Origin of the sequence: Pantoea brenneri, assembly GCF_038594305.1 — a bacterium.
Taxonomy (GTDB): domain Bacteria; phylum Pseudomonadota; class Gammaproteobacteria; order Enterobacterales; family Enterobacteriaceae; genus Pantoea; species Pantoea brenneri.
Map to the genome: position 1 here is coordinate 840,978 of NZ_JBCGBG010000001.1, position 20,091 is coordinate 861,068.

Consider the following 20,091-nt stretch of genomic DNA (forward strand, 5'->3'; position numbering starts at 1 on the left):
TCACTGGCCACTTCCGGTGGCCAGCTTGTTGTTTCCGTACCAGCTGATGCTTGGCTTCCTGCGCCTTTGGTGCCACGCTTACAGATCATTACTTTCACGGAGACGGATGTCATGAAAGCACCCATCGCAAAAAAAATACCGCATGAGATGACGCTGCATGGTGAAACGCGCGTCGATAACTACTACTGGCTACGCGACGACAAACGTGAAGATAACGAAGTACTTGATTACCTGCGGGCTGAAAATAACTATGGCCGCAAAATTATGTCGACTCAGCAACCGCTGCAGGAACGGGTGCTGAAGGAGATCATTGACCGTCTGCCGCCGGAAGACCATTCGGTGCCCTATGTGAAGAACGGGTATCGTTATCAGAGTCGCTATCAGAGCGGCAATGAATATCCGGCTTATTATCGCCAGCCCGCTGCCAGCGAGGTGACTGATGAGTGGACGCTGCTGCTTGATGCCAATCAGCGTGCCTCCCACAGTGAGTTCTATACCATGGGCGCACTGCACATCAGCCCGGATAATCAGGTAATGGCGCTGGCCGAAGATTTCCTGTCACGGCGACAATATGGCATCCGCTTCCGCAATCTGCAGAGCGGTAGCTGGTATCCCGAAGTGCTGAGTAACGCCTCATCCAGCTTCGCCTGGGGCAACGACTCCCGCACCGTCTACTATGTCCAGAAACATCCGCAGACGCTGCTCTCTTATCAGGTTTGGCGGCATGAGCTGGGTACGCCGCAGTCCGACGACCAGCTGGTGTATGAAGAGCGGGATGATACCTTTCACCTCAGCGTGCATAAAACCACCTCTAAGCAGTTCATCCTGATTGCGCTGTTCAGCACCACCACCAGCGAAATCCAGCTGATTGACGCTAACTTCCCGGACGCGCAGCCGCATGTGTTCCTGCCGCGTCGCCGCGATCATGAATACAGCCTCGATCACTACGATCATCAGTTCTTTATCCGGTCGAACCGTGACGGCAAGAACTTCGGGCTTTATCGCACCCGTTATCTGGCAGAATCCCGCTGGGAGACGCTGATCCCGGCGCGCGATCATGTGGTAATGGAAGATTTCCAGCTGTTCCGCGACTGGCTGGTGGTGGAGGAGCGACAGCGCGGGCTGACCAGCCTGCGGCAGATCAACTGGGCCAGCGGCGAAAACAGCGGCATTGCCTTTGACGATCCGACCTATGTCACCTGGCTGGCCTACAACCCGACGCCACGCACCAGTAAACTGCGCTACGGCTACTCCTCAATGACCACTCCGACCACGCTGTTTGAGCTGGATATGGATACCGGCGAGCGCCGCATCCTCAAGCAGAGCGCGGTCAAAGGCTTCAATGCGGACGATTATAAAAGTGAGCATCACTGGATTAAAGTCACTGATGGTACGGAAGTGCCGGTCTCGCTGGTCTATAACCGCAAATATTATCAGCCTGGTCAGAACCCGATGCTGGTATATGGCTACGGGGCCTACGGCAGCAGCATGGACGCCGATTTCAGCGTCAGCCGCCTCAGCCTGCTGGATCGCGGCTTTGTCTATGCGCTGGTCCAGGTACGCGGCGGCGGCGAGTTAGGCCAGCAATGGTACGACGCGGGTCGCCTGCTGAATAAGATGAACAGCTTTACCGATTTTATCGACGTGACTAACGCGCTGGTGGCGCGTGGATTCGGTCATCCTGAACGACTCTACGCAATGGGCGGCAGCGCCGGTGGTCTGCTGATGGGCGCGGTGATCAACATGGCACCGCAGCGGTTCCATGGCGTGGTGGCACAGGTACCGTTTGTCGATGTGGTGACGACCATGCTGGATGAGTCGATACCGCTGACCACCGGTGAATATGACGAGTGGGGCAATCCTGAACAGGCGGAATATTATCACTACATCCGCCAGTACAGCCCCTACGACAACATTGAAGCCAAAGCCTATCCACATCTGCTGGTGACCACCGGTCTGCACGACTCGCAGGTGCAGTACTGGGAACCGGCCAAATGGGTGGCGAAGCTGAGATCGCTGAAAACCGATAACAACCTGCTGCTGCTGTGTACCGACATGGATGCCGGCCACGGCGGCAAGTCCGGCCGCTATAAAGCCTATGAAGGGGTGGCGATGGAGTACACCTTTATTCTCGGACTGGCGCAGGGCACGCTACCCCCGGCCGAAGATTACTGAGACTCACTAAGATATTTACGCAGCGCCTGCCGCAATGGCGGGCGCAAATCGGTCACGTTATCCAGCATCCATTTCAGGTAGCCCGGATCTTTACGGGCGATCACCGCAATCGCCTGGCCGCGGTATTTGCCGAACGGCAGAATATCGTCGCGCTGGGCCGCCGGTTGCGAACGCACAATCATTTCGGAGGCGCTCCAGCCCGAGGTCTCCATGATGCGAATCAACAGCGCGGCAGTGACATAACAGTCATACAGCGCGCGGTGCGCATGCAAATCCGCAGGTGGCGTCACGTCCAGCTTCAGCGAGTGCCGCAGCGCCTGGTTGCCATATTTAATCCCCGGCCACAACTGACGCGCCAGCTGCATGGTGCAGATCCACTCTCCGTACATCTCCGGCAGCATGCGACGGTCAAAGCTGGCGTTATGCGCCACGTAGAAAGCACTGCCGTGGTAGCGCGAGATCGCCTGTTCGATGGTCGGCTTGTCGGCCACCATCGCTTCGGTAATGCGATGCACCGCCATCGCCTGACGGCTGATAGGGCGGTCGGGCAGGATCAGGTCGCTCATCGGATTGACTATCTGACCGTTAATCACGTCGACCGAGGCCACTTCTACCACGCCGCCCTGCAGGCCGCAGGTTTCGGTATCAATTACGCGTAATATCATTATTTCATCTTCGGTTCATAAGGCAGACGCGACAGGCTGAGTGAGGCCTGGCGATAGTGCATCAGACGCTGGCGAAACCAGTCGCGCAGGGCTTCTGGCTGTTCCTGTGCGACCATCTCTGCGACCACCGGCATGTTATAGCGCTCTTTAAACGCCACGCCCGCTGCCGCCAGATCGACATTGATTTTGTCTTTCTCTTCACGGGATAGCTGGGCAAGGTTATGGCTCATAGTGTTCTCCTGATGATGTGGGGCAAAAGTAATGTTTTCGCCGGTCTGAATCAAGGGTTAAGGATCGCATCGCTGGCCTCGACACCACAAATAGAGCAGCGTATCCTTTCGCCACGTTTGTCGCGTCAACGGTTGTTAAAAGGATGATCTTATGCAGAAAAAACCGGTTTCCCGCATGATGATTGCGCTGGTGGCGGCCGCAGGCCTTGCCTTCAGTCAGTCTGCGCTGGCACATGCGCATCTTCAGTCATCAAACCCGGCGGCTGACGCTCAGGTGACCTATTCAACGGCTGCACTGACGCTCAATTTTAGCGAAGATATCGAGGCGGCATTCAGCGGCGTCACGTTGCTGGATGCGGCCCAACAGCCGGTAGCAACCGGCAAAGCGCACGTTGAGTCAAAGCACGCCAGTCGTCTGATTGTCGATCTGCCTCAGCCGCTTAACGCTGGCAGTTACCAGGTTAACTGGCATGTGCTGTCGGTCGATGGGCATAAAACCTCAGGAAGCTACCGCTTCAGCGTGAAATAATCGTGGTGGACTCCGTCTGGGTGATGCTGCGCGGGTTGCATTTTGCCGCCCTGATGCTGCTGACCGCCAGCGCATGTTATTGCGCGCTGCTGGCACCGGCGCGCTATCGTCCACGGCTGACGATCTGCTTAAATCCGTTATTGCAATGGAGCGCGTGGCTGGCACTGCTGAGTGCACTGGCGATGCTGGCCTGCCAGAACGTATTAATGAGCGGCGACAGTGCCAATCTGGCCGATAGCGCGGTCTGGCTGGCGGTACTCGGCACCCGCTTTGGCGCGGTGTGGCAGTGGGAGATGCTGTTCGGCGTCTTTGCTGTCGCAGGGCTATGGCTGAAGGGACGGTTACGAGCGCAGACACTGCTGCTGGCGGGGGGGCTGCAACTGGCCGCTCTGGCCTTAACCGGACACGCGGCGATGCGCGAAGGCGGGCCCGGCGCACTGCAGCAGATCAGTCAGGCGTTACATCTGACGGGCGCGGCGTTCTGGGCTGGTGGTTTATTACCGCTGCTGCTGTTGATGCGTGAAGCTCGCCAGATCGATCGCCGTACAGACGCTATCCGCACCATGATGCGTTTTTCCCGTTATGGTCATCTGGCCGTGGCGTTAACCCTGCTGACCGGGATGATCAACAGCCTGCTGATCCTCGGCTGGCCGCTGGCGTGGCCCGATTCACGTTACGTAGCTTTATTGCTGTGGAAAGTATTGCTGGTGGCATTGATGGTGCTGGTGGCGCTGATTAACCGTTACTGGCTGGTGCCACGCTTCCGTCTGGCGGGCAGTGGGACGCAGCAAAAATTTATCCGCATGACCCAGCTTGAACTGCTGCTGGCATGTGGAGTGGTTGGGCTGGTCAGCGTTTTTGCCACGCTGTCGCCAGCCTGAATATTATTAAGAAATGCGTAAAGGTAAGTTATGTTGCTGAAGAAAGTGATTCCCGCAGTCCTGTTGTTATCCGTATGCGGCCAGGCGCTGGCGGCGCAGATCATTACCGTCAGCCGCTTTGAAATCGGCAAAGACAAGTGGCCGTTTAACCGCGAAGAAGTGATGCTGACCTGTGAGAAAGACGGTTCACTGTTTGCCATCAACCCCAGCACCCTGATGCAGTATCCGTTGAATGATAAAGCGGATCAGCTGTTCAAAACCAAACAGGTGAAGGCACAACCGATCAGCGTGATTCAGAGCGAAGATAAAGCCAATCCAGGCCATATGATGAGCCTGCAGCCGATCATTGAGCGTACCCAGGCGCTGTGCGGTAAATAAACCCGCCGGGTGCAGTGCTGCGCTGTACCCGAATTCTGCTGTTTTCTGCCGTTGCGATCACAAACTGTTTCAGTTTCCGGCCCTCAGCCTCGCGTTGACTGGCAAAACCTCTGCGCTGTTCTAATCTTAACTTGCAAGGCGAAACCGCCTGCAAGAATGCCAACTTTTAGCGCACGGCTCCCTGAGAGCCATTTCCCTGGACCGAATATAGGAATCGTATTCGGTCTTTTTTTGTCTGGTGCCGCCCATCAGTTAATGATTTTCAATCAATAACTTAGTCTTTTTCCGTTGTGTTCTTCTCCACTCTTCTGCAAGACGCCATTCCATTATGTCATTGCCATTTTTCCTATTCATATAAGTTACAACCCTGCTTTATTACCTCTCTATGAAAGGGACACCGTGGCGATAATTTGCCACCTGTTTTACTCATGGTTGAAGCCCTGCCAGGAGCATCAGGTATAGGCTGTACAGCCCGTGCGAGAGAAGTTTGCTGAGTGAACGGCGTTGCAGTACTCGGTAATGACCGCTCTACTATCCTGTGGCACTCTATTAAGTCATATGAAAATGAGGGAACGATAATGAATGCAGGGAATGCAATCACAGAACCAGGCAGATATTACACATTTCAGTCACCACTATCGGGCAACGTATTTTTTGAATTGAGACCACGTGTGCTGCCACGAAACGCACAGCCGGTGCTGGATGAGTCCAGCGGCATGTGCATTGGTTATTCTGTGGCTCAGGCTCCCGGTCTGTGGCAGATATACGATGTGCAGGGGCATTTTGTTCGACTTGAAGAGGCACCTCTCGAAACGCCACTGATTGATCCTACAGACATAGCGCTTCTTGCGTTTGGTGTATTTCGAATTTTCCGCGCTGGCCGCGCATTATTGGAGGCTGGTACACGAGCTGCTATAAATGCCAGACTCAGCCAGGCAACAATAATGTTCCTGCGTGCCAGGTTAAAAACGGGTTTATCGGCGTGTAACCTGAAAATGACCGAAACAGCGGCGAGGCACATGTATGAGCCGGGTCGCTATGTTCCGTTACATATTCAGGAAAGAGCTATCCGCTATGGCAGACGCGTGGCCGATCCTCGCAACGGAGAGGGTATGTAACGTTATGAAACGGATATGTATAAATTACACCGTAAGAAAAATATCACTGAGTATAAGAAGTACACTCTTGAGGTTGTGGTAAGGGTATCAGATTGGACGATAACTCATTTTAAGTATTTTTGATTAACCGACAGGAACGTACATATGTTTGATATCAGAGATGAAGAATTCGTTTTTGCGGTGTCGCCTTTTGAACGGGTTGTCGATAACGAAGTCGATCCGGTTAATCATAATTGGGACTGGATTAAGTCCTTTGTTGAGTTTTCTGTCACTGGTGTGAAAATACAGTATCAGACTGAATTTACTATTGGAAAACTTAAACAACTAAAGGAGCAGTTTGCTGCCCACTATCAGGCTGTTATTGGCCAACTGGAAATCGAACCTTTTGAGTTTCGTAGTGACCTAAATCAGCTAAATATGCTGCTCAGGAAGGTAAAGGGTGATGACGTTGTGGTCATTGAGTATGTTCTTCGTCCTGAGGCACATGCGGATAGTGTGCAGGTAAAAGGGGGATTCGCTATCGATGAAAGCTATTTTTCCGACATCCTTTCCAGGCTTGATGAGATGATTGAATGGCCCGGTAAGCAAGGCTGAAGGTTTATTTTTGATTGTGGTTCTGATCAAAAATGAGTGCAGATGAGTCGCCGGTCAGCGTTCACTGATTGGCAAAAAACCCCAGGGGCAGACGTACATCAAAGTTCGTCTATTGATTTGAATCGCAACATTTTGGCTTCAACCTTTATCCTCCATCCCATGCTGAACCAACAGTAATTGAGCAAGTTCGCCGTAGACTATCTGGTGTTCGGTAACGCTTTTTCTGAGCTGTGCCGCAATGGCCTGGACTCGCTGCTGCGCCTTAAAACTACCCCAGCAAAATTTACCCATAGGGGCGTTAAGGAAAGCGTCTACTGGTTTGTAAAAGACGGGATGGAGCTGGATGAGCTTTCAGCGGGAAGCGTGTTTCACCTGCTGGAGCCTGACATCAATCAGGAGCTGTAGGGCCTGTCGGAATACCTGTAGTGGCACACTGAATTTGGTCATCTGAAAGGTGGCTAATGTAGGTTAGGGAAGGAAGTCTTGATCATTCTGCCTGGCAATATATGGCGGCTTCGAAAATACCTGTGTCGATTGTACCTGTCATGTCACTAATCATGAGCAGTGCTATTTTCAACTCATCTTCTTTGCAGTGTGCGATCCACCGGCTCTTTAGTATCCCTATCATTCCCTTGAGTTAGTCTTCACCCCAAAAAACCACCCCATTCACAAAAGCAGACACAACCCGGCAGCCTCGCACCCAAAGCTTACCTGTCACCTTGTCATCACCGCGGTTTGGCTTATCCTTAAGGCTTAATCAAAGGGAGGTATGTTTATGAAGGCTGCAATTGCTACGCGTGAGCACCAGGTTGATGTTGTAGAGAAAACTCTGCGCCCGCTGAAGAATGGCGAGGCACGGTTGCGGATGGAGTGCTGCGGAGTTTGCCATACCGATCTGCACGTCAAAAACGGTGATTTTGGCGATAAAACGGGCGTGACGCTCGGGCATGAGGGTATTGGTATCGTTGAGGAAGTGGCGCCCGATGTCACCTCGCTTAAGCCGGGCGATCGCGCCAGCGTGGCGTGGTTCTTCAAAGGCTGCGGCCACTGCGAATACTGTAATTCAGGAAATGAAACACTCTGTCGCGATGTGGTGAATGCCGGCTATACCGTTGACGGCGGCATGGCTGAAGAGTGCATTGTGGTAGCGGATTATTCGGTTAAAGTGCCTGAAGGTCTTGACCCTTACGCCGCCAGCAGTGTTACCTGCGCTGGCGTCACCACCTATAAGGCAGTGAAAGTATCAGAGGTTAAACCGGGTCAGTGGATTGCGATCTACGGCCTCGGCGGATTGGGCAACCTCGCATTACAGTACGCGAAGAATGTTTTTAACGCCAAAGTGATCGCCATCGATATCAGCGATGGTCAGCTTGAACTGGCGAAACAGATGGGTGCCGATCTGGTGGTTAACTCCGCTACTGAAGATGCGGCCGCAATCATCCAGGACAAAACCGGTGGCGCACATGCAGCGGTAGTCACTGCCGTTGCCAAAGCGGCATTTAACTCGGCCGTGGACGCGGTCAGAGCCGGTGGTCGGGTGGTGGCTGTCGGGCTGCCGCCTGAAGAGATGAGCCTGAATATTCCGCGACTGGTGCTTGATGGCATTCAGGTGGTCGGCTCGCTGGTCGGAACGCGTAACGATCTGGCAGAAGCTTTCCAGTTTGCTGCTGAAGGGAAAGTGGTGCCTAAAGTCACCAAAAGGAAGATCGGCGAGATCAATACCATCTTTGATGAGATGATTCAGGGAACAATCCGCGGAAGAATGGTGATCGACTTTACCAATCAGTCCGCCTGATCAGCACCAGCAATCCCGAATTTAAGCCCGCGCAGTGCGGGCTTTTTTACGCCTGGAGCGTGATAACGCAGGGCCGGGCAGTCATCCATCAAACCTCATCAGCCTCATCAGCCTCATCAGTATCCTTCAATAATTAATAAGTTCTGCTTTATGTTTCCTGATGTGTCTCTGACTTGCACTTTACCGGTAACATTATAATGTGAAGGGGAAGTAACTAATACACACAACACAAAGAGGGATATTTATGGCGAAACATCATTGGATAAAAACCATTGAAATAACAGCAATTGTGCTGTTGATGCTGGTGCTGGCATACCTTGCGGTCACTGGTGTTTTATCATCGACCGGATTCGATCACTCATGGCCATATCCAACTAAGTAACAGAGCTTTGCACCAGGGAAACTCGTCTTCTGATAAATATAATCAATAAAATGCCCGTTGTGAGGCACACTGTCAGAACACAAAATAATCAGCAAGGTGTTAGCAGCAGGGCTTACTCATTAACAAGGGTACCAAATCCGATCGGCAGCACTGCAGCTGCCCGTCAGCCAGAAAAAACCCCGCAGCAGCGAGGTTAATTCATCAGGCCGGTTTACACCAGGCTGACGGAGAGCAGGGTAATCTCTTCGATTTGCAGCTCCATGTTCTTCTTAATCTCAAACATATACGCCTCCAGCGCCTCTTCAACCTCATTGCCCTCAATGAAAGCATGCGCGGTTACGTGATCCTCACCTTTTGGCTTAATCACATATGAAACGAACCACTTCTTATTCTGCATAATCGTCCTCTGTCTCAAGATTAAAATGTGCCACTTATTCCAGCTGGACTGCACACAGCTGCAGCCCGCTAATCGATGGGCGCCGGATGCAGCAGATCGATCACATCATCGATTTCATTGCTGGCCGCATGGCGATCCAGCGCTACAGCGTAATAGCGCCCTTTACAGTAGTGCCGGGTTACGGCAACCCGATGACCGGTATCACCGTCCGCTTCACCGCCGCTAGCGGTGCGCAGGTGCGGTGGGATCACCAGCTCAGTTTCCAACTCATCAGCCTCGATAATCAGATGACCACCGTCGCTGGAAAGCAGCAGGTGCTGAACGCTCATAGTCTCTCCTTTGTTGATCTGTCATGGGGTATCGGGAAAAGTGTAGCGCAAGGCTGCCAGGGTGCGGCGAGTGCAGACGCGGGCCGGGCTTCAGGCAAAAAAAAAGCCCCGCAGAGGGGGCTCGATGCAGATGCGATTCAATAGCGATTAGCCTGCCTGGTTCGCCAGCTTAGGTTTCAGAACGCGTTTGCCGATCTGAATACCGGGCTTCTCAACATATTTATACAGCAGCGACGCCAGCGCGTAGGTCACCGGAATAGCAGTAACGCAAACGGTCAGGAAACGCACCAGATCGCTTTTGAATTCGATGTCGGTATGGGTGAGCAGCAGGGCGATCAGCGGGATAACAATCAGCAGATGCAGCAGGTAAACCGAAAACGACACGTCGCCCAGCCAGGTGCTCAGACGGTTATTCAGCAGCTTACGCGGCAGCATAATCAGTCGTGCCATCAGGCTGTTTTCCTGATATTGCCACAGGATGGCGGTCATCCCGACGATCATCAGCGCTTCCATAATCACCTGCAGCTTAATCGCTTCCAGTCCTATCGCCACGCTGGCGACCGGGCCCAGTAGCGCATAAGCCACGTAGAGCAGGGATTTACGGCGAATCGCTTCGGCCAGCAACATACCCGAGAGGAACATGTTGAGCTTAATCAGGATCATCGACGGCATCTCGAAGGCTTCATAATAATCCGCCAGCAGATAACGTCCGGCGCAGCACAGCGCCATAATGCCAATCAGCGAAGCTGCATAGCCAAAGCGCAGCGTCACCAGCATGATGAACGGGAACAGCAGGTAGAACTGCATCTCCAGCCCAATACTCCAGTCTGGCAGCACGGTATTGAAGCCATACTCCGGCAACAGGCCAAACAGGAAACTGAAGTGGGTGAGAATATTGGTCAGGGACTGGTCGGTGTAACGCGATGACTCAGTCGCGGTGCCGGAGTAGAAATGGGCAATGGTGTCACGCATTTCGCCAAACCACGGGCCGTAAAACAGGGTGATGATTAACAGCAGATAGTAGAGCGGCGCGATGCGGAAGAAGCGTCGGATCCAGAACTTCTTAATGGTCTCTGTGCTCTGCCACGGCTCTTTCTGCTGACGCTCGACGTAGTTTTTCGCCATCAGATAACCCGATAACAGAATAAACAGATCGACCCCAATGCCAGGGGATGAAATAAGCGTGATATGGCAATGAACCAGTAAGCTGATATGGCCAACTAATACCCAGAGAGAAGCGATGCCGCGTAATCCCTCCAGCTCCGTAGACCAACCTCGTGTTGCAGACATAACTATTCCTCGTTTTTATCCGACCTTCGGCGCTCACTAAGCCTTAAGGCAACAAATATGTAAACGGGCCTTTACAAAAGTAAGAAGATTCCGAGCACAGGTAAGAGGGAAAAAGCAACCGAAACAGGGCGGGTAAGCACAGGAAGTTAAGGGCGTGCCATGGCACACCCTTAATAAATATCACTGATTGAGATGGCCGATCAGGCCAGCTTTAACAGGATCATACCGGCCAGCAGCAGGGTTAATCCGGCCCAGCCTTTTTTGTTCAGACGCTGGCCAAATAACACCCAGCCAGCGGCGACAGTGGCGATAATCCCAAAACCACCCCAGACCGCATAGGCCACCGATAAATCGATACCTTTTACCGCTTGCGCCAGCGCACTAAAGGCCAGCAGCACACTGGCCAGCGAGAGCACGCCGTACAGCGGTTTCTTAAAACCATTGGAGTATTTGAGGAAGATGTTGGCGGCAATCTCCAGCACGATAGCCAGCGCCAGCCATGCGGCGTGAATCAGATCAGCGATGACCATGATTCACCTCCGGCGTTGCGCGGGTGCCGGTTTTAATCAGCACGATGCCGACCACCAGCGTCATCAGGCCACAGAGTTTCAGTACTGACAGGCTTTCGCCAAACAGCTGCACGCTGAACAGGGTAATCAGCATGATGCCAATCCCTTCCCACAGCGCGTACGCCACGCCTAGCGCGATACGTTTAATCGCAAAACTCAGGAATATATAAGAACAGGCAATCATGCCCAGCATCATCAGGTAGCCCGACTGGCTGCCGTTGAGGCTGGACCATTTCATAAACAGGGTGCCGATAATTTCAGTAACAATAGCGAGTGATAATAAGATCCATGCACGCATGGTTTTTCTCCAGCAACGATAACAGTGCCTGCATCACACAACGTGTCAGCAGATTCAAAAGAGATGTCGAAGCGGAAAAGGGACTACAGGGCGCTACGCCAGTGTTGATCGGCGGCGTTCCAGCCAGAGAGGGAAGTGGTAAAAGTGACAGGGATTGAAATGAACATTCTGCTCATAATATTAACGACGCATCCACATTGTTGCTTCTCATCAGTGGACGAATAGTGCCTCCGGTTATAAACACGCCAGATTTATAGCATTTCGCCTGACTGAAGATCAATAGCAGATTATGCTTCGTTTCGGCTTCATTTAGGTCTATCGCAAGGCAACAACAGCGTAATCAGGATGAATGTGTTAATGAGAGGTGAATATAAAAAACAGCCGGGCAACAACGTGCCCGGCTGTGGTTATGTGACAACGTCACCGATTAGTCAGCGCGCTGCGCGACCTTACGCACCGGGGCATCGCCGGCAACGTAATAGCGGGCGGTGCTGCGCGGCAGCGGATCGCGGCCACGGATCAGATCGGCAATCTTCTCGCCAATCATGATGGTGGTGGCGTTGAGGTTGCCGGTGATGATCAGTGGCATGATCGACGCATCGACCACACGTAACCCTTGCAGGCCATGCACCCGGCCTTCACCGTCGACCACCGACATCTCGTCGTTACCCATTTTACAGGTGCCGCACGGGTGATAAGCGGTTTCGCCATGGTTACGCACAAACTCATCCAGCTGTTCGTCGGTCTGGCACTCCAGCCCTGGGCTGATCTCACGGCCGCGATATTTATCCAGCGCGGGCTGATTAATAATCTCGCGCGTAATACGAATCGCATCGCGGAACTCATGCCAGTCCTGCTCGTGTGACATGTAGTTAAACAGAATCGCCGGATGACGACGTGGATCGCGTGACTTCAGCCGGACATGGCCGCGGCTCGGTGAGCGCATTGAGCCGACGTGACACTGGAAGCCGTGCGCATCGACCGCGTTTGAACCGTTGTAGTTAATCGCCACCGGCAGAAAGTGGTACTGAATATTCGGCCAGCTGAACTCTTCACGGCTGCGGATAAAGCCGCCTGCTTCGAACTGGTTGCTGGCACCAATCCCGCTGCCGTTGAACATCCACTCGGCACCGATTTTCGGCTGGTTCCACCATTTCAGCGCCGGGTAGAGCGACACCGGTTCTTTACATTCGTACTGCAGATACATCTCCAGATGGTCCTGCAGGTTCTCTCCGACGCCCGGCAGGTCGTGTACCAGCGGAATATCAAACTGCTTCAGCAGTTCCGGTGAGCCGACACCGGAACGTTGCAGGATTTGCGGAGAGGCGATAGCACCGGCGCACAGCAGCACTTCGCGGCGGGCCGTGACTTTATGGATGCTATTGCTGTCACCCTGCAGATACTCCACGCCGACGGCACGCTTACCGTCAAACACGATGCGGTCGGTAGTGGCATGGGTAATGATCTTCAGGTTCGGCCGGCCTTTTGCCTGGTCAAGATAGCCACGGGCGGTGCTGGAACGGCGTCCCTGCGGCGTCACGGTGCGGTCCATCGGACCAAAACCTTCCTGCTGGAAACCGTTGAGGTCGTCAGTGCGCGGATAACCGGCCTGAACACCCGCTTCGATCATCGCTTCAAACAGCACGTTATTGCCGGCTTTCGGCGTCGCTACGCATACCGGGCCGTCACCGCCGTGGAAGTCATTCGGACCGATATCGCGGGTTTCCGCTTTGCGATAGTAGGGCAGGCAGTCAAGATAGCTCCAGTGCTCCAGCCCAGGCGCGGTGGCCCAGTTATCCAGATCCATGGCGTTGCCGCGGATGTAGCACATGCCATTAATCAGTGACGAACCGCCCAGGCCTTTGCCGCGACCACACTCCATGCGGCGATTGTTCATGTAAGGCTCTGGCTCAGTTTCGTAGGCCCAGTTATAGCGTTTTCCCTGCAATGGATAGGCCAGTGCCGCAGGCATCTGGGTCCTGAAATCAAATCGATAATCCGGGCCGCCCGCTTCCAGCAGCAGTACATTGACGTTGCTGTCCTCGGTCAGACGGGTGGCCAAAACGTTCCCTGCGGATCCGGCTCCAATAATGATGTAATCAAATTCCATTCATCGTTCCTCAGGTTTTATTGATTAAAATACCGACTGAAAACGCGACAGCTCAACCTGCACTGACTTCACCTGGGTGTAGCTCTGCAGCGTCATCAGGCCATTTTCGCGTCCAATCCCGGAGTGCTTGTAGCCGCCAACCGGCATTTCCGCTGCCGATTCACCCCAGGTGTTGATCCAGCAAATGCCGGCTTCAATCTGATGAATCACGCGGTGCGCCCGGTTCAGGTCCTGGGTGACCAGACCGGCAGCCAGACCAAAGTCGGTGTCGTTAGCGCGGCGGATCACTTCTTCTTCGCTGTCGTAGCTCAGAATCGACATCACCGGTCCGAAGATCTCTTCACGGACGATCTTCATCTCATCGCGGCAGTCGGTGAACACCGTGGGTGCCACCCAGGCGCCCTGATCGAACTCGCCACCGGTCAGACGTTTTCCGCCGCACAGCAGGCGTGCACCTTCGGCAATGCCTGATTCGATGTAGCGCATCACGTTATCGCGATGACTGAAGCTGACCATCGGGCCAAAGTTGGTCTCTGGCTTACGCAGATCGCCCGCCCGGATGCGGGCCACGCGCTCGCTGATTTTGGCTTCGAACGCCGCCTGCAGTCTGGTCGGGATAAATACCCGGGTACCGTTGGTGCAGACCTGGCCCGAGCTGTAGAAGTTGGCCATCATGGCGATGTCAGCCGCCAGATCGAGATCGGCGTCATCAAAGATGATCAGCGGTGATTTGCCGCCCAGCTCCATGGTGACCTCTTTCAGGGTTGAACCGGCTGCGTTGGCCATCACTTTTTTGCCGCTGACAACACCACCGGTGAACGACACTTTGTCGATGCCGGGATGTTCGGTCAGCAACTGGCCGGTGACCGAACCGATGCCTGGCAGCACGTTGAACACGCCGTCCGGCAGGCCCGCTTCGGTGTAAATTTCCGCCAGTTTCAGGGCGGTAAGCGGCGTGATTTCGCTGGGTTTGAAAATCATCGCGTTACCGGCCGCCAGCGCCGGTGCTGATTTCCACAGCGCAATCTGAATCGGGTAGTTCCAGGCACCGATACCGGCCACCACGCCCAGCGGTTCGCGGCGGGTGTAGACGAAAGCGGTATCGCGCAGCGGGATCTGCTGGCCTTCAAGGGCCGGCACCAGCCCGGCGTAGTACTCCAGCACGTCAGCACCGGTAACAATGTCGACGCTGGCGGTTTCGCTCAGCGGTTTACCGGTATCCAGCATCTCCAGCTCAGCCAGTTCATCGTTGCGCTCACGCAGAATATCGACGGCGCGGCGCAGAATGCGTGAACGCTCCATTGCGGTCATCGCGGCCCAGACTTTCTGGCCTTTACGGGCGGCGACAACGGCGCGATCGACATCCTGCTGGCCGGCAGCGTGGACCTCTGCCAGCACTTCGCCGTTGACCGGGTTGATCGTCTGGAACGTCTCGCCAGACGCCGCGGCAACGTAAGCGCCATCAATGTAGAGTTTCTGCTCGGTGAATCGGGACATGGTTTCTCCTTCCGTTATTCGTGCTCGCCAGCCAGTTGCTGACGGATGAATTGGGTCGTCAGTGTGCGGGCCACCACCGGCTTAAACGGCTCACCGCTCAGCGCGGCGCGCAGCCATAAGCCATCAATCAGGGCGGCCAGCCCGTGTGCGGCGAGGCGTGCCTGTTCCAGTGGCAGCTCGCGGCGAAATTCAGCGACCAGCGTCGAGAAAAGACGTCGACTGCTGACCCGCTCAAGGCGATTCAGTTGGGGCTGGTGCATGCTGCTGGCCCAGAAATCGAGCCAGGCTTTCATCGCGGCGCTATGCACCTGAGTTTCATCAAAATTACCGTCGACAATCGCCCGCAGACGTTCTTCTGCTGAGGCATTGGCCAGCGGCTGTAGCCGGCTTGAAACCGCATCACGCAGCTGACGCGTCACATCACGCATCGTCGCTTCCAGCAGGCCGTTCTTGTCTTTGAAGTAGTGACTGATGATGCCGGTCGAGACACCCGCCCGGCGGGCAATCTGGGCGATGGTGGCATCGTTAATCCCCACTTCGTTAATCGTGCTCAGGGTCGCATCAATCAGTTGCCGACGTCGTATCGGCTGCATCCCCACCTTTGGCATAGCTCCAGCTCCACCCTCAAATCGAGGGACTATTAAAACTTTTTTTGATTGCACGTTCAATATAAAAAGAAAAGTTGTTAGGATGCTGTTCTTTAAATGTAGCGAAAGCGAAACGGTATTGAGTGCTAAAACAGACCGGATTGCCGAAGCGACAAATCAGGAAGAGAAATAACAACATCAGGCCGCGCGGCGCGTCAGCCGCAGACGGCGATATTTATCCATTGCGTATTTTCAGGAAAACTAACCAGAGGTAATCGATGAATAATCCACCTGCCGGTGAAAAAGACAGACTCAATCCCGTTGTGTTCTACACCTCTGCCGGATTGATTCTGACGTTTTCACTCGTGACGATTCTCTACAGCGATCTGGCCGCCGGCTGGATCCTCGCGGCGGTCAACTGGGTCTCCGCTACCTTCGGCTGGTACTACATGCTGGCTGCCACGCTCTACATCGTGTTCGTGCTCTACATGGCCTGCTCACGCTTTGGCTCGATCAAGCTGGGACCGGAGCAGTCCAAACCTGAATTCAGCGTACTGAGCTGGTCGGCGATGCTGTTTGCCGCCGGGATTGGCATCGACCTGATGTTCTTCTCGGTCGCCGAGCCGGTGACGCAGTACATGCAGCCGCCGGAAGGGGCGGGGCAGACGCTGGAAGCCGCCCGTCAGGCGATGGTCTGGACGCTGTTCCACTACGGTCTGACCGGCTGGTCGATGTACGCACTGATGGGGATTGCGCTCGGCTACTTCAGCTATCGCTACAACCTGCCTTTGACCATCCGTTCCGCGCTCTACCCGATTTTTGGTAAACGTATTTACGGTCCGATTGGTCATACCGTCGATATCGCTGCGGTGGTCGGCACCATTTTTGGTATCGCCACCACGCTGGGGATAGGGGTGGTGCAGCTCAATTACGGTCTGAAGGTGCTGTTTGATATTCCGGAAGGCCTGACCGCCCAGACCGCGTTGATTGTGCTGTCGGTGGTGATCGCAACCATCTCCGTTACTTCCGGCGTCGATAAGGGGATCCGTATCCTGTCGGAGCTGAACGTGGTGCTGGCGCTGGGACTGATCCTGTTTGTGCTGTTCTTCGGCAATACCGAATTCCTGCTGAATGCGCTGGTGCTGAACGTCGGCGATTACATTAACCGTTTCATGGGCATGACGCTGAATACCTTCGCTTTTGATCGTCCGACCCAATGGATGAATAGCTGGACGCTATTCTTCTGGGCGTGGTGGGTTGCCTGGTCACCGTTCGTCGGGCTGTTCCTGGCGCGTATCTCCCGTGGCCGTACTATCCGTGAGTTCGTGCTCGGTACGCTGATCATTCCGTTCACCTTTACGCTGCTGTGGCTGTCGGTGTTTGGTAACGCCGCGCTTTACCAGATTATTCACGGCAATGCCGGTTTCGCCCAGGAAGTGATGGCCCATGCGGAACGCGGTTTCTACAGCCTGCTGGCGCAGTATCCGGCGTTTAAACTCAGTGCCTCGGTCGCCACCATCACCGGTATGCTGTTCTACGTGACGTCAGCCGATTCCGGTTCGCTGGTGCTGGGTAACTTCACTTCGAAGCTGAAGGATATCAACAGCGATGCGCCTAACTGGCTGCGCATCTTCTGGTCGATTGCGATTGGCGTCCTGACGCTGAGTATGCTGATGACCAACGGTATTTCTGCCCTGCAGAACACCACGGTGATCATGGGTCTGCCGTTCAGTTTCGTGATCTTCTTTGTGATGGCGGGACTGTATAAATCGCTGAAGATAGAAGACTATCGCCGCGCCAGCGCCACCCGTGATACCGCACCGTATCTGGCGCATGCTACCGACCGTCTGACCTGGAAAAAACGGCTGTCGCGCCTGATGAACTATCCTGGCTCGCGTTATACCCAACAGATGATGGAGAACACCATCTATCCGGCGATGCAGGAAGTGGCGAAAGAGCTGGAGCTGCGCGGCGGCGGGGTGACGCTGGAAAGCGTTGCACCGGATGAGGCCAATCCCATCGGTTATCTGGATCTGCGCGTCCACCTCGGCGAAGAGCAGGACTTTGTCTATCAGGTCTGGCCACAGCAATACTCTGTTCCGGGCTTTACCTATCGCGCCCGCAGCGGTAAATCGACCTATTACCGGCTGGAAACCTTCCTGCTGGAAGGCAGTCAGGGCAACGATTTAATGGATTACAGCAAAGAGCAGGTGATTATCGACATACTCGATCAGTATGAGCGCCACCTGAACTTTATCCATCTCAATCGTGAAGCGCCGGGCAGCAACATTACCTTCCCGAGCGTGTAACAACCGGCCCGTAAACATGCAGATGTTTACGGGCTGTTTTATTCCCGCTGTGGCTGACGACGATAATCCGGCACCGTAGCGCGATTAATTCGACTATCTTTAGGGCGTTACTGGCCTGATGCCTGCCAGGTGTAGACAGGGAGTCGTATGCGTAAAATATTCAGTACTTTTCTGCCGCTGTATACCACCACACTGCTGATGCTGCTGGGGTCGGGCTTGTTAACCACCTATGTTTCGCTGCGGCTGGCCAGCGAGCAGGTCAATGGCGCGCTGATCGGCGCAATTATTGCCGCGAACTATATCGGGCTGGTGATTGGCGGCAAGGTCGGGCACAACCTGATTGCCCGGGTCGGCCATATCCGCGCCTACGTCGCCTGCGCCGGGATTATCACCGCTTCGGTGATTGGCCACGGCCTGACCGATTTTATTCCGCTGTGGGTTTTTCTGCGCCTGATTATCGGGCTGTGCATGATGTGTCAGTACATGGTGCTGGAGAGCTGGCTCAACGATCAGGCGGAGTCGTCGCAGCGCGGAGTGATTTTTGGCTTCTATATGGTCGCGACGTACCTGGGCCTGAGCGGCGGCCAGGTGGTGCTCAGCCTGCAAAGCGGCTTTGACGTCAGCACACTGCTAATCGTGGCGCTCTGCTTCGCCCTCTGTCTGGTGCCGATCGCGCTCACCACCCGCACCCACGTGCAGCCGATGTCGCCAGCACCGATGGAGCTGAGCTACTTCATTCGCACCATTCCGAAACTGCTCGGCACCACTCTGGTGACCGGAATGGTGATTGGTGCATTTTACGGTCTGGCGCCGGTCTACGGCAGCAGCAAAGGCTTTACCACCAGCCAGACCGGCTACTTTATGAGTCTGACCATCTTTGCCGGGCTGGTATCGCAGTTTCCGCTGAGCTGGCTGTCGGATCGTTACGACCGCCAGCGGTTGTTGTTTATCATGGCGCTGCTGTTTGCCGTGGCCTGCGTGCCGCTGGTGCTGCTGCCGCATCTGACGTTCAACTGGATGATTGGCATCGCCTTTGTTGCCAGCATGATGCAGTTCTCGCTCTATCCGTTGCAGGTGGCGCTGGCAAACGATCAGGTGGCTCCTGAACGGCGGGTGTCGTTAACCGCCTGTCTGCTGATGGCGTTTGGGATTGGGGCCAGTATCGGGCCGCTGGTGGTCGGGGCGCTGATACAGCCGCTGGGCAGCAATATGCTCTACCTGTTCTTTACCCTCTGCGCACTGATGATTGCCGGACTGAGTTACGTTAAAGCGCCGGGGCCGCTGCCGACCACCGAAGTGCCGTTGCCGCACGTGGTAATGCCGGACAGTCTTGCCACGTCACCGCTGGGTGCTGCGTTGATTCCCACGCTGGAAGAAGAGGTGATTCAGGCATCGATGGGCAGCGGCGAGCCGGAGCCTGAACCGGATCCTGACGATTTACAGCCAGACGACGATCGGCAGCAACCGGAACCGACGGACAACCGGTCGCCACACTAACGCGAGCGGTGGGCGCCAGTTCATGCCGCCGCTTAAGCTGCCGCACGAACTGGCGCATGCGCTGCCATAGCAACCTGGCCGGATCTGGCTCTCTCTTGTCTGATTGACGTCTCGACAATCCGGCCAGCTCAGGCGAAGCTGGGGCACACCTTCTCTTCAGGACGACCGCCATGCTGGAACTTCGCCCCAACTGTGAGTACTGCGATACCGATCTACCGCCCGCCTCAACCGAAGCACGCATCTGTTCATTCGAATGCACCTTTTGCGCTGACTGCGCAGAGCAGCATCTTCAGCATCTTTGCCCGAACTGTGGCGGTGAGCTGGTACGGCGACCGATTCGGCCGGCTGAAAAACTGATTAACTACCCGGCGAAACGCCGCGCCTGATCGGCGTAAGACAAAAGGGTTGCGCGGGTGAACGGTGCAAACCTCATCAACAGACGTGGCCGGAACAGGTGCATT

The 20,091-nt window shown here is 54.8% G+C and carries 21 protein-coding genes; 11 read left to right on the forward strand and 10 right to left on the reverse strand.

The window, feature by feature from the left end; genetic code table 11:
* The first annotated feature begins 111 nt into the window (after positions 1 to 111).
* Positions 112 to 2,175 carry a prolyl oligopeptidase family serine peptidase gene (locus AABB92_RS03805; protein ID WP_031377487.1) on the forward strand — a complete coding sequence of 688 codons (2,064 nt, stop codon included), beginning with the start codon at positions 112 to 114 and terminating at the stop codon, positions 2,173 to 2,175.
* Here the strand turns inward: AABB92_RS03805 and exoX are convergent.
* Both exoX and AABB92_RS03815 read right to left on the reverse strand, forming a co-directional pair.
* Positions 2,169 to 2,840 (reverse strand): exodeoxyribonuclease X, encoded by a 672-nt coding sequence (exoX, locus tag AABB92_RS03810; protein ID WP_031377486.1) that lies wholly within the window; start codon positions 2,838 to 2,840, stop codon positions 2,169 to 2,171. The genes AABB92_RS03805 and exoX overlap by 7 nt on opposite strands.
* Positions 2,840 to 3,070: a DNA polymerase III subunit theta gene (locus tag AABB92_RS03815; protein ID WP_031377485.1), complete on the reverse strand. Its 231-nt coding sequence runs from the start codon at positions 3,068 to 3,070 to the stop codon at positions 2,840 to 2,842. The genes exoX and AABB92_RS03815 overlap by 1 nt, the downstream gene beginning before the upstream one ends.
* Before the next feature lie 151 nt (positions 3,071 to 3,221).
* Between AABB92_RS03815 and copC the strand changes: the two genes are divergently transcribed.
* The 7 genes from copC to adhP all read left to right on the forward strand — a co-directional run bounded on the left by copC (position 3,222) and on the right by adhP (position 8,365).
* Positions 3,222 to 3,599 (forward strand): copper homeostasis periplasmic binding protein CopC, encoded by a 378-nt coding sequence (copC, locus tag AABB92_RS03820; RefSeq protein ID WP_031377484.1) that lies wholly within the window; start codon positions 3,222 to 3,224, stop codon positions 3,597 to 3,599.
* Positions 3,600 to 3,604: 5 nt separating this feature from the next.
* Complete coding sequence (gene copD / locus AABB92_RS03825; protein ID WP_342550273.1) at positions 3,605 to 4,480, forward strand: copper homeostasis membrane protein CopD; 876 nt, start codon at positions 3,605 to 3,607, stop codon at positions 4,478 to 4,480.
* 30 nt (positions 4,481 to 4,510) lie between these two features.
* Positions 4,511 to 4,858 (forward strand): YebY family protein, encoded by a 348-nt coding sequence (locus AABB92_RS03830; RefSeq protein WP_031377483.1) that lies wholly within the window; start codon positions 4,511 to 4,513, stop codon positions 4,856 to 4,858.
* Between the two features lie 578 nt (positions 4,859 to 5,436).
* Positions 5,437 to 5,976, forward strand: coding sequence for a hypothetical protein (locus tag AABB92_RS03835; RefSeq protein ID WP_238585828.1), 540 nt, complete (start codon positions 5,437 to 5,439; stop codon positions 5,974 to 5,976).
* 144 nt (positions 5,977 to 6,120) lie between these two features.
* Positions 6,121 to 6,570 carry a hypothetical protein gene (locus tag AABB92_RS03840; protein WP_031377482.1) on the forward strand — a complete coding sequence of 150 codons (450 nt, stop codon included), beginning with the start codon at positions 6,121 to 6,123 and terminating at the stop codon, positions 6,568 to 6,570.
* Positions 6,571 to 6,747: 177 nt separating this feature from the next.
* A complete protein-coding gene (locus AABB92_RS03845) occupies positions 6,748 to 6,975 on the forward strand; it encodes a phage portal family protein (RefSeq protein WP_031377481.1) in 228 nt (75 codons plus the stop codon).
* 370 nt (positions 6,976 to 7,345) lie between these two features.
* Complete coding sequence (adhP, locus tag AABB92_RS03850; protein WP_031377479.1) at positions 7,346 to 8,365, forward strand: alcohol dehydrogenase AdhP; 1,020 nt, start codon at positions 7,346 to 7,348, stop codon at positions 8,363 to 8,365.
* 593 nt (positions 8,366 to 8,958) lie between these two features.
* Here the strand turns inward: adhP and AABB92_RS03855 are convergent.
* From AABB92_RS03855 to betI, 8 genes are all read right to left on the reverse strand, one after another.
* Entirely contained in the window at positions 8,959 to 9,144 is a 186-nt protein-coding gene (locus AABB92_RS03855) for a hypothetical protein (protein ID WP_031377478.1), read from the reverse strand.
* Between the two features lie 68 nt (positions 9,145 to 9,212).
* Positions 9,213 to 9,473 carry a hypothetical protein gene (locus AABB92_RS03860; protein WP_031377477.1) on the reverse strand — a complete coding sequence of 87 codons (261 nt, stop codon included), beginning with the start codon at positions 9,471 to 9,473 and terminating at the stop codon, positions 9,213 to 9,215.
* A 147-nt stretch (positions 9,474 to 9,620) separates the two neighbouring features.
* Entirely contained in the window at positions 9,621 to 10,763 is a 1,143-nt protein-coding gene (locus AABB92_RS03865; protein ID WP_031377476.1) for an acyltransferase family protein, read from the reverse strand.
* A 200-nt stretch (positions 10,764 to 10,963) separates the two neighbouring features.
* On the reverse strand, positions 10,964 to 11,293 hold the full coding sequence (mdtI, locus tag AABB92_RS03870) for a multidrug/spermidine efflux SMR transporter subunit MdtI (protein ID WP_031377475.1): 330 nt from the start codon (positions 11,291 to 11,293) through the stop codon (positions 10,964 to 10,966).
* Entirely contained in the window at positions 11,280 to 11,630 is a 351-nt protein-coding gene (mdtJ, locus tag AABB92_RS03875) for a multidrug/spermidine efflux SMR transporter subunit MdtJ (RefSeq protein ID WP_031377474.1), read from the reverse strand. Before mdtJ ends, mdtI begins: the two co-directional genes overlap by 14 nt.
* 427 nt (positions 11,631 to 12,057) lie before the next feature.
* Positions 12,058 to 13,740, reverse strand: a complete 1,683-nt coding sequence (betA, locus tag AABB92_RS03880; RefSeq protein ID WP_031377473.1) for a choline dehydrogenase — start codon at positions 13,738 to 13,740, stop codon at positions 12,058 to 12,060.
* A gap of 24 nt (positions 13,741 to 13,764) precedes the next feature.
* Positions 13,765 to 15,237: a betaine-aldehyde dehydrogenase gene (gene betB / locus AABB92_RS03885; RefSeq protein ID WP_046288275.1), complete on the reverse strand. Its 1,473-nt coding sequence runs from the start codon at positions 15,235 to 15,237 to the stop codon at positions 13,765 to 13,767.
* Positions 15,238 to 15,251: 14 nt separating this feature from the next.
* Positions 15,252 to 15,845, reverse strand: a complete 594-nt coding sequence (gene betI, locus AABB92_RS03890; RefSeq protein ID WP_031377472.1) for a transcriptional regulator BetI — start codon at positions 15,843 to 15,845, stop codon at positions 15,252 to 15,254.
* A 257-nt stretch (positions 15,846 to 16,102) separates the two neighbouring features.
* Between betI and AABB92_RS03895 the strand changes: the two genes are divergently transcribed.
* The 3 genes from AABB92_RS03895 to AABB92_RS03905 all read left to right on the forward strand — a co-directional run bounded on the left by AABB92_RS03895 (position 16,103) and on the right by AABB92_RS03905 (position 20,016).
* Positions 16,103 to 18,133 carry a choline transporter gene (locus tag AABB92_RS03895; RefSeq protein WP_031377471.1) on the forward strand — a complete coding sequence of 677 codons (2,031 nt, stop codon included), beginning with the start codon at positions 16,103 to 16,105 and terminating at the stop codon, positions 18,131 to 18,133.
* Between the two features lie 147 nt (positions 18,134 to 18,280).
* Positions 18,281 to 19,630 (forward strand): MFS transporter, encoded by a 1,350-nt coding sequence (locus AABB92_RS03900; protein ID WP_031377470.1) that lies wholly within the window; start codon positions 18,281 to 18,283, stop codon positions 19,628 to 19,630.
* Positions 19,631 to 19,800: 170 nt separating this feature from the next.
* A complete protein-coding gene (locus tag AABB92_RS03905; RefSeq protein ID WP_031377469.1) occupies positions 19,801 to 20,016 on the forward strand; it encodes a DUF1272 domain-containing protein in 216 nt (71 codons plus the stop codon).
* Positions 20,017 to 20,091 lie beyond the last annotated feature (75 nt).

What these genes read in the sequence shown, in the direction of transcription:
- mdtI (WP_031377475.1), bottom strand. Translation starts at nt 11,293, where the DNA reads ATGGTCATCGCTGATCTGATTCACGCCGCATGGCTGGCGCTGGCTATC.
- AABB92_RS03830 (WP_031377483.1), top strand. Translation starts at nt 4,511, where the DNA reads ATGTTGCTGAAGAAAGTGATTCCCGCAGTCCTGTTGTTATCCGTATGC.
- AABB92_RS03895 (WP_031377471.1), top strand. Translation starts at nt 16,103, where the DNA reads ATGAATAATCCACCTGCCGGTGAAAAAGACAGACTCAATCCCGTTGTG.
- exoX (WP_031377486.1), bottom strand. Translation starts at nt 2,840, where the DNA reads ATGATATTACGCGTAATTGATACCGAAACCTGCGGCCTGCAGGGCGGC.
- AABB92_RS03900 (WP_031377470.1), top strand. Translation starts at nt 18,281, where the DNA reads ATGCGTAAAATATTCAGTACTTTTCTGCCGCTGTATACCACCACACTG.
- AABB92_RS03815 (WP_031377485.1), bottom strand. Translation starts at nt 3,070, where the DNA reads ATGAGCCATAACCTTGCCCAGCTATCCCGTGAAGAGAAAGACAAAATC.
- betA (WP_031377473.1), bottom strand. Translation starts at nt 13,740, where the DNA reads ATGGAATTTGATTACATCATTATTGGAGCCGGATCCGCAGGGAACGTT.
- adhP (WP_031377479.1), top strand. Translation starts at nt 7,346, where the DNA reads ATGAAGGCTGCAATTGCTACGCGTGAGCACCAGGTTGATGTTGTAGAG.
- AABB92_RS03840 (WP_031377482.1), top strand. Translation starts at nt 6,121, where the DNA reads ATGTTTGATATCAGAGATGAAGAATTCGTTTTTGCGGTGTCGCCTTTT.
- AABB92_RS03865 (WP_031377476.1), bottom strand. Translation starts at nt 10,763, where the DNA reads ATGTCTGCAACACGAGGTTGGTCTACGGAGCTGGAGGGATTACGCGGC.
- AABB92_RS03855 (WP_031377478.1), bottom strand. Translation starts at nt 9,144, where the DNA reads ATGCAGAATAAGAAGTGGTTCGTTTCATATGTGATTAAGCCAAAAGGT.
- AABB92_RS03905 (WP_031377469.1), top strand. Translation starts at nt 19,801, where the DNA reads ATGCTGGAACTTCGCCCCAACTGTGAGTACTGCGATACCGATCTACCG.
- betB (WP_046288275.1), bottom strand. Translation starts at nt 15,237, where the DNA reads ATGTCCCGATTCACCGAGCAGAAACTCTACATTGATGGCGCTTACGTT.
- mdtJ (WP_031377474.1), bottom strand. Translation starts at nt 11,630, where the DNA reads ATGCGTGCATGGATCTTATTATCACTCGCTATTGTTACTGAAATTATC.
- betI (WP_031377472.1), bottom strand. Translation starts at nt 15,845, where the DNA reads ATGCCAAAGGTGGGGATGCAGCCGATACGACGTCGGCAACTGATTGAT.
- AABB92_RS03805 (WP_031377487.1), top strand. Translation starts at nt 112, where the DNA reads ATGAAAGCACCCATCGCAAAAAAAATACCGCATGAGATGACGCTGCAT.
- AABB92_RS03835 (WP_238585828.1), top strand. Translation starts at nt 5,437, where the DNA reads ATGAATGCAGGGAATGCAATCACAGAACCAGGCAGATATTACACATTT.
- copC (WP_031377484.1), top strand. Translation starts at nt 3,222, where the DNA reads ATGCAGAAAAAACCGGTTTCCCGCATGATGATTGCGCTGGTGGCGGCC.
- AABB92_RS03860 (WP_031377477.1), bottom strand. Translation starts at nt 9,473, where the DNA reads ATGAGCGTTCAGCACCTGCTGCTTTCCAGCGACGGTGGTCATCTGATT.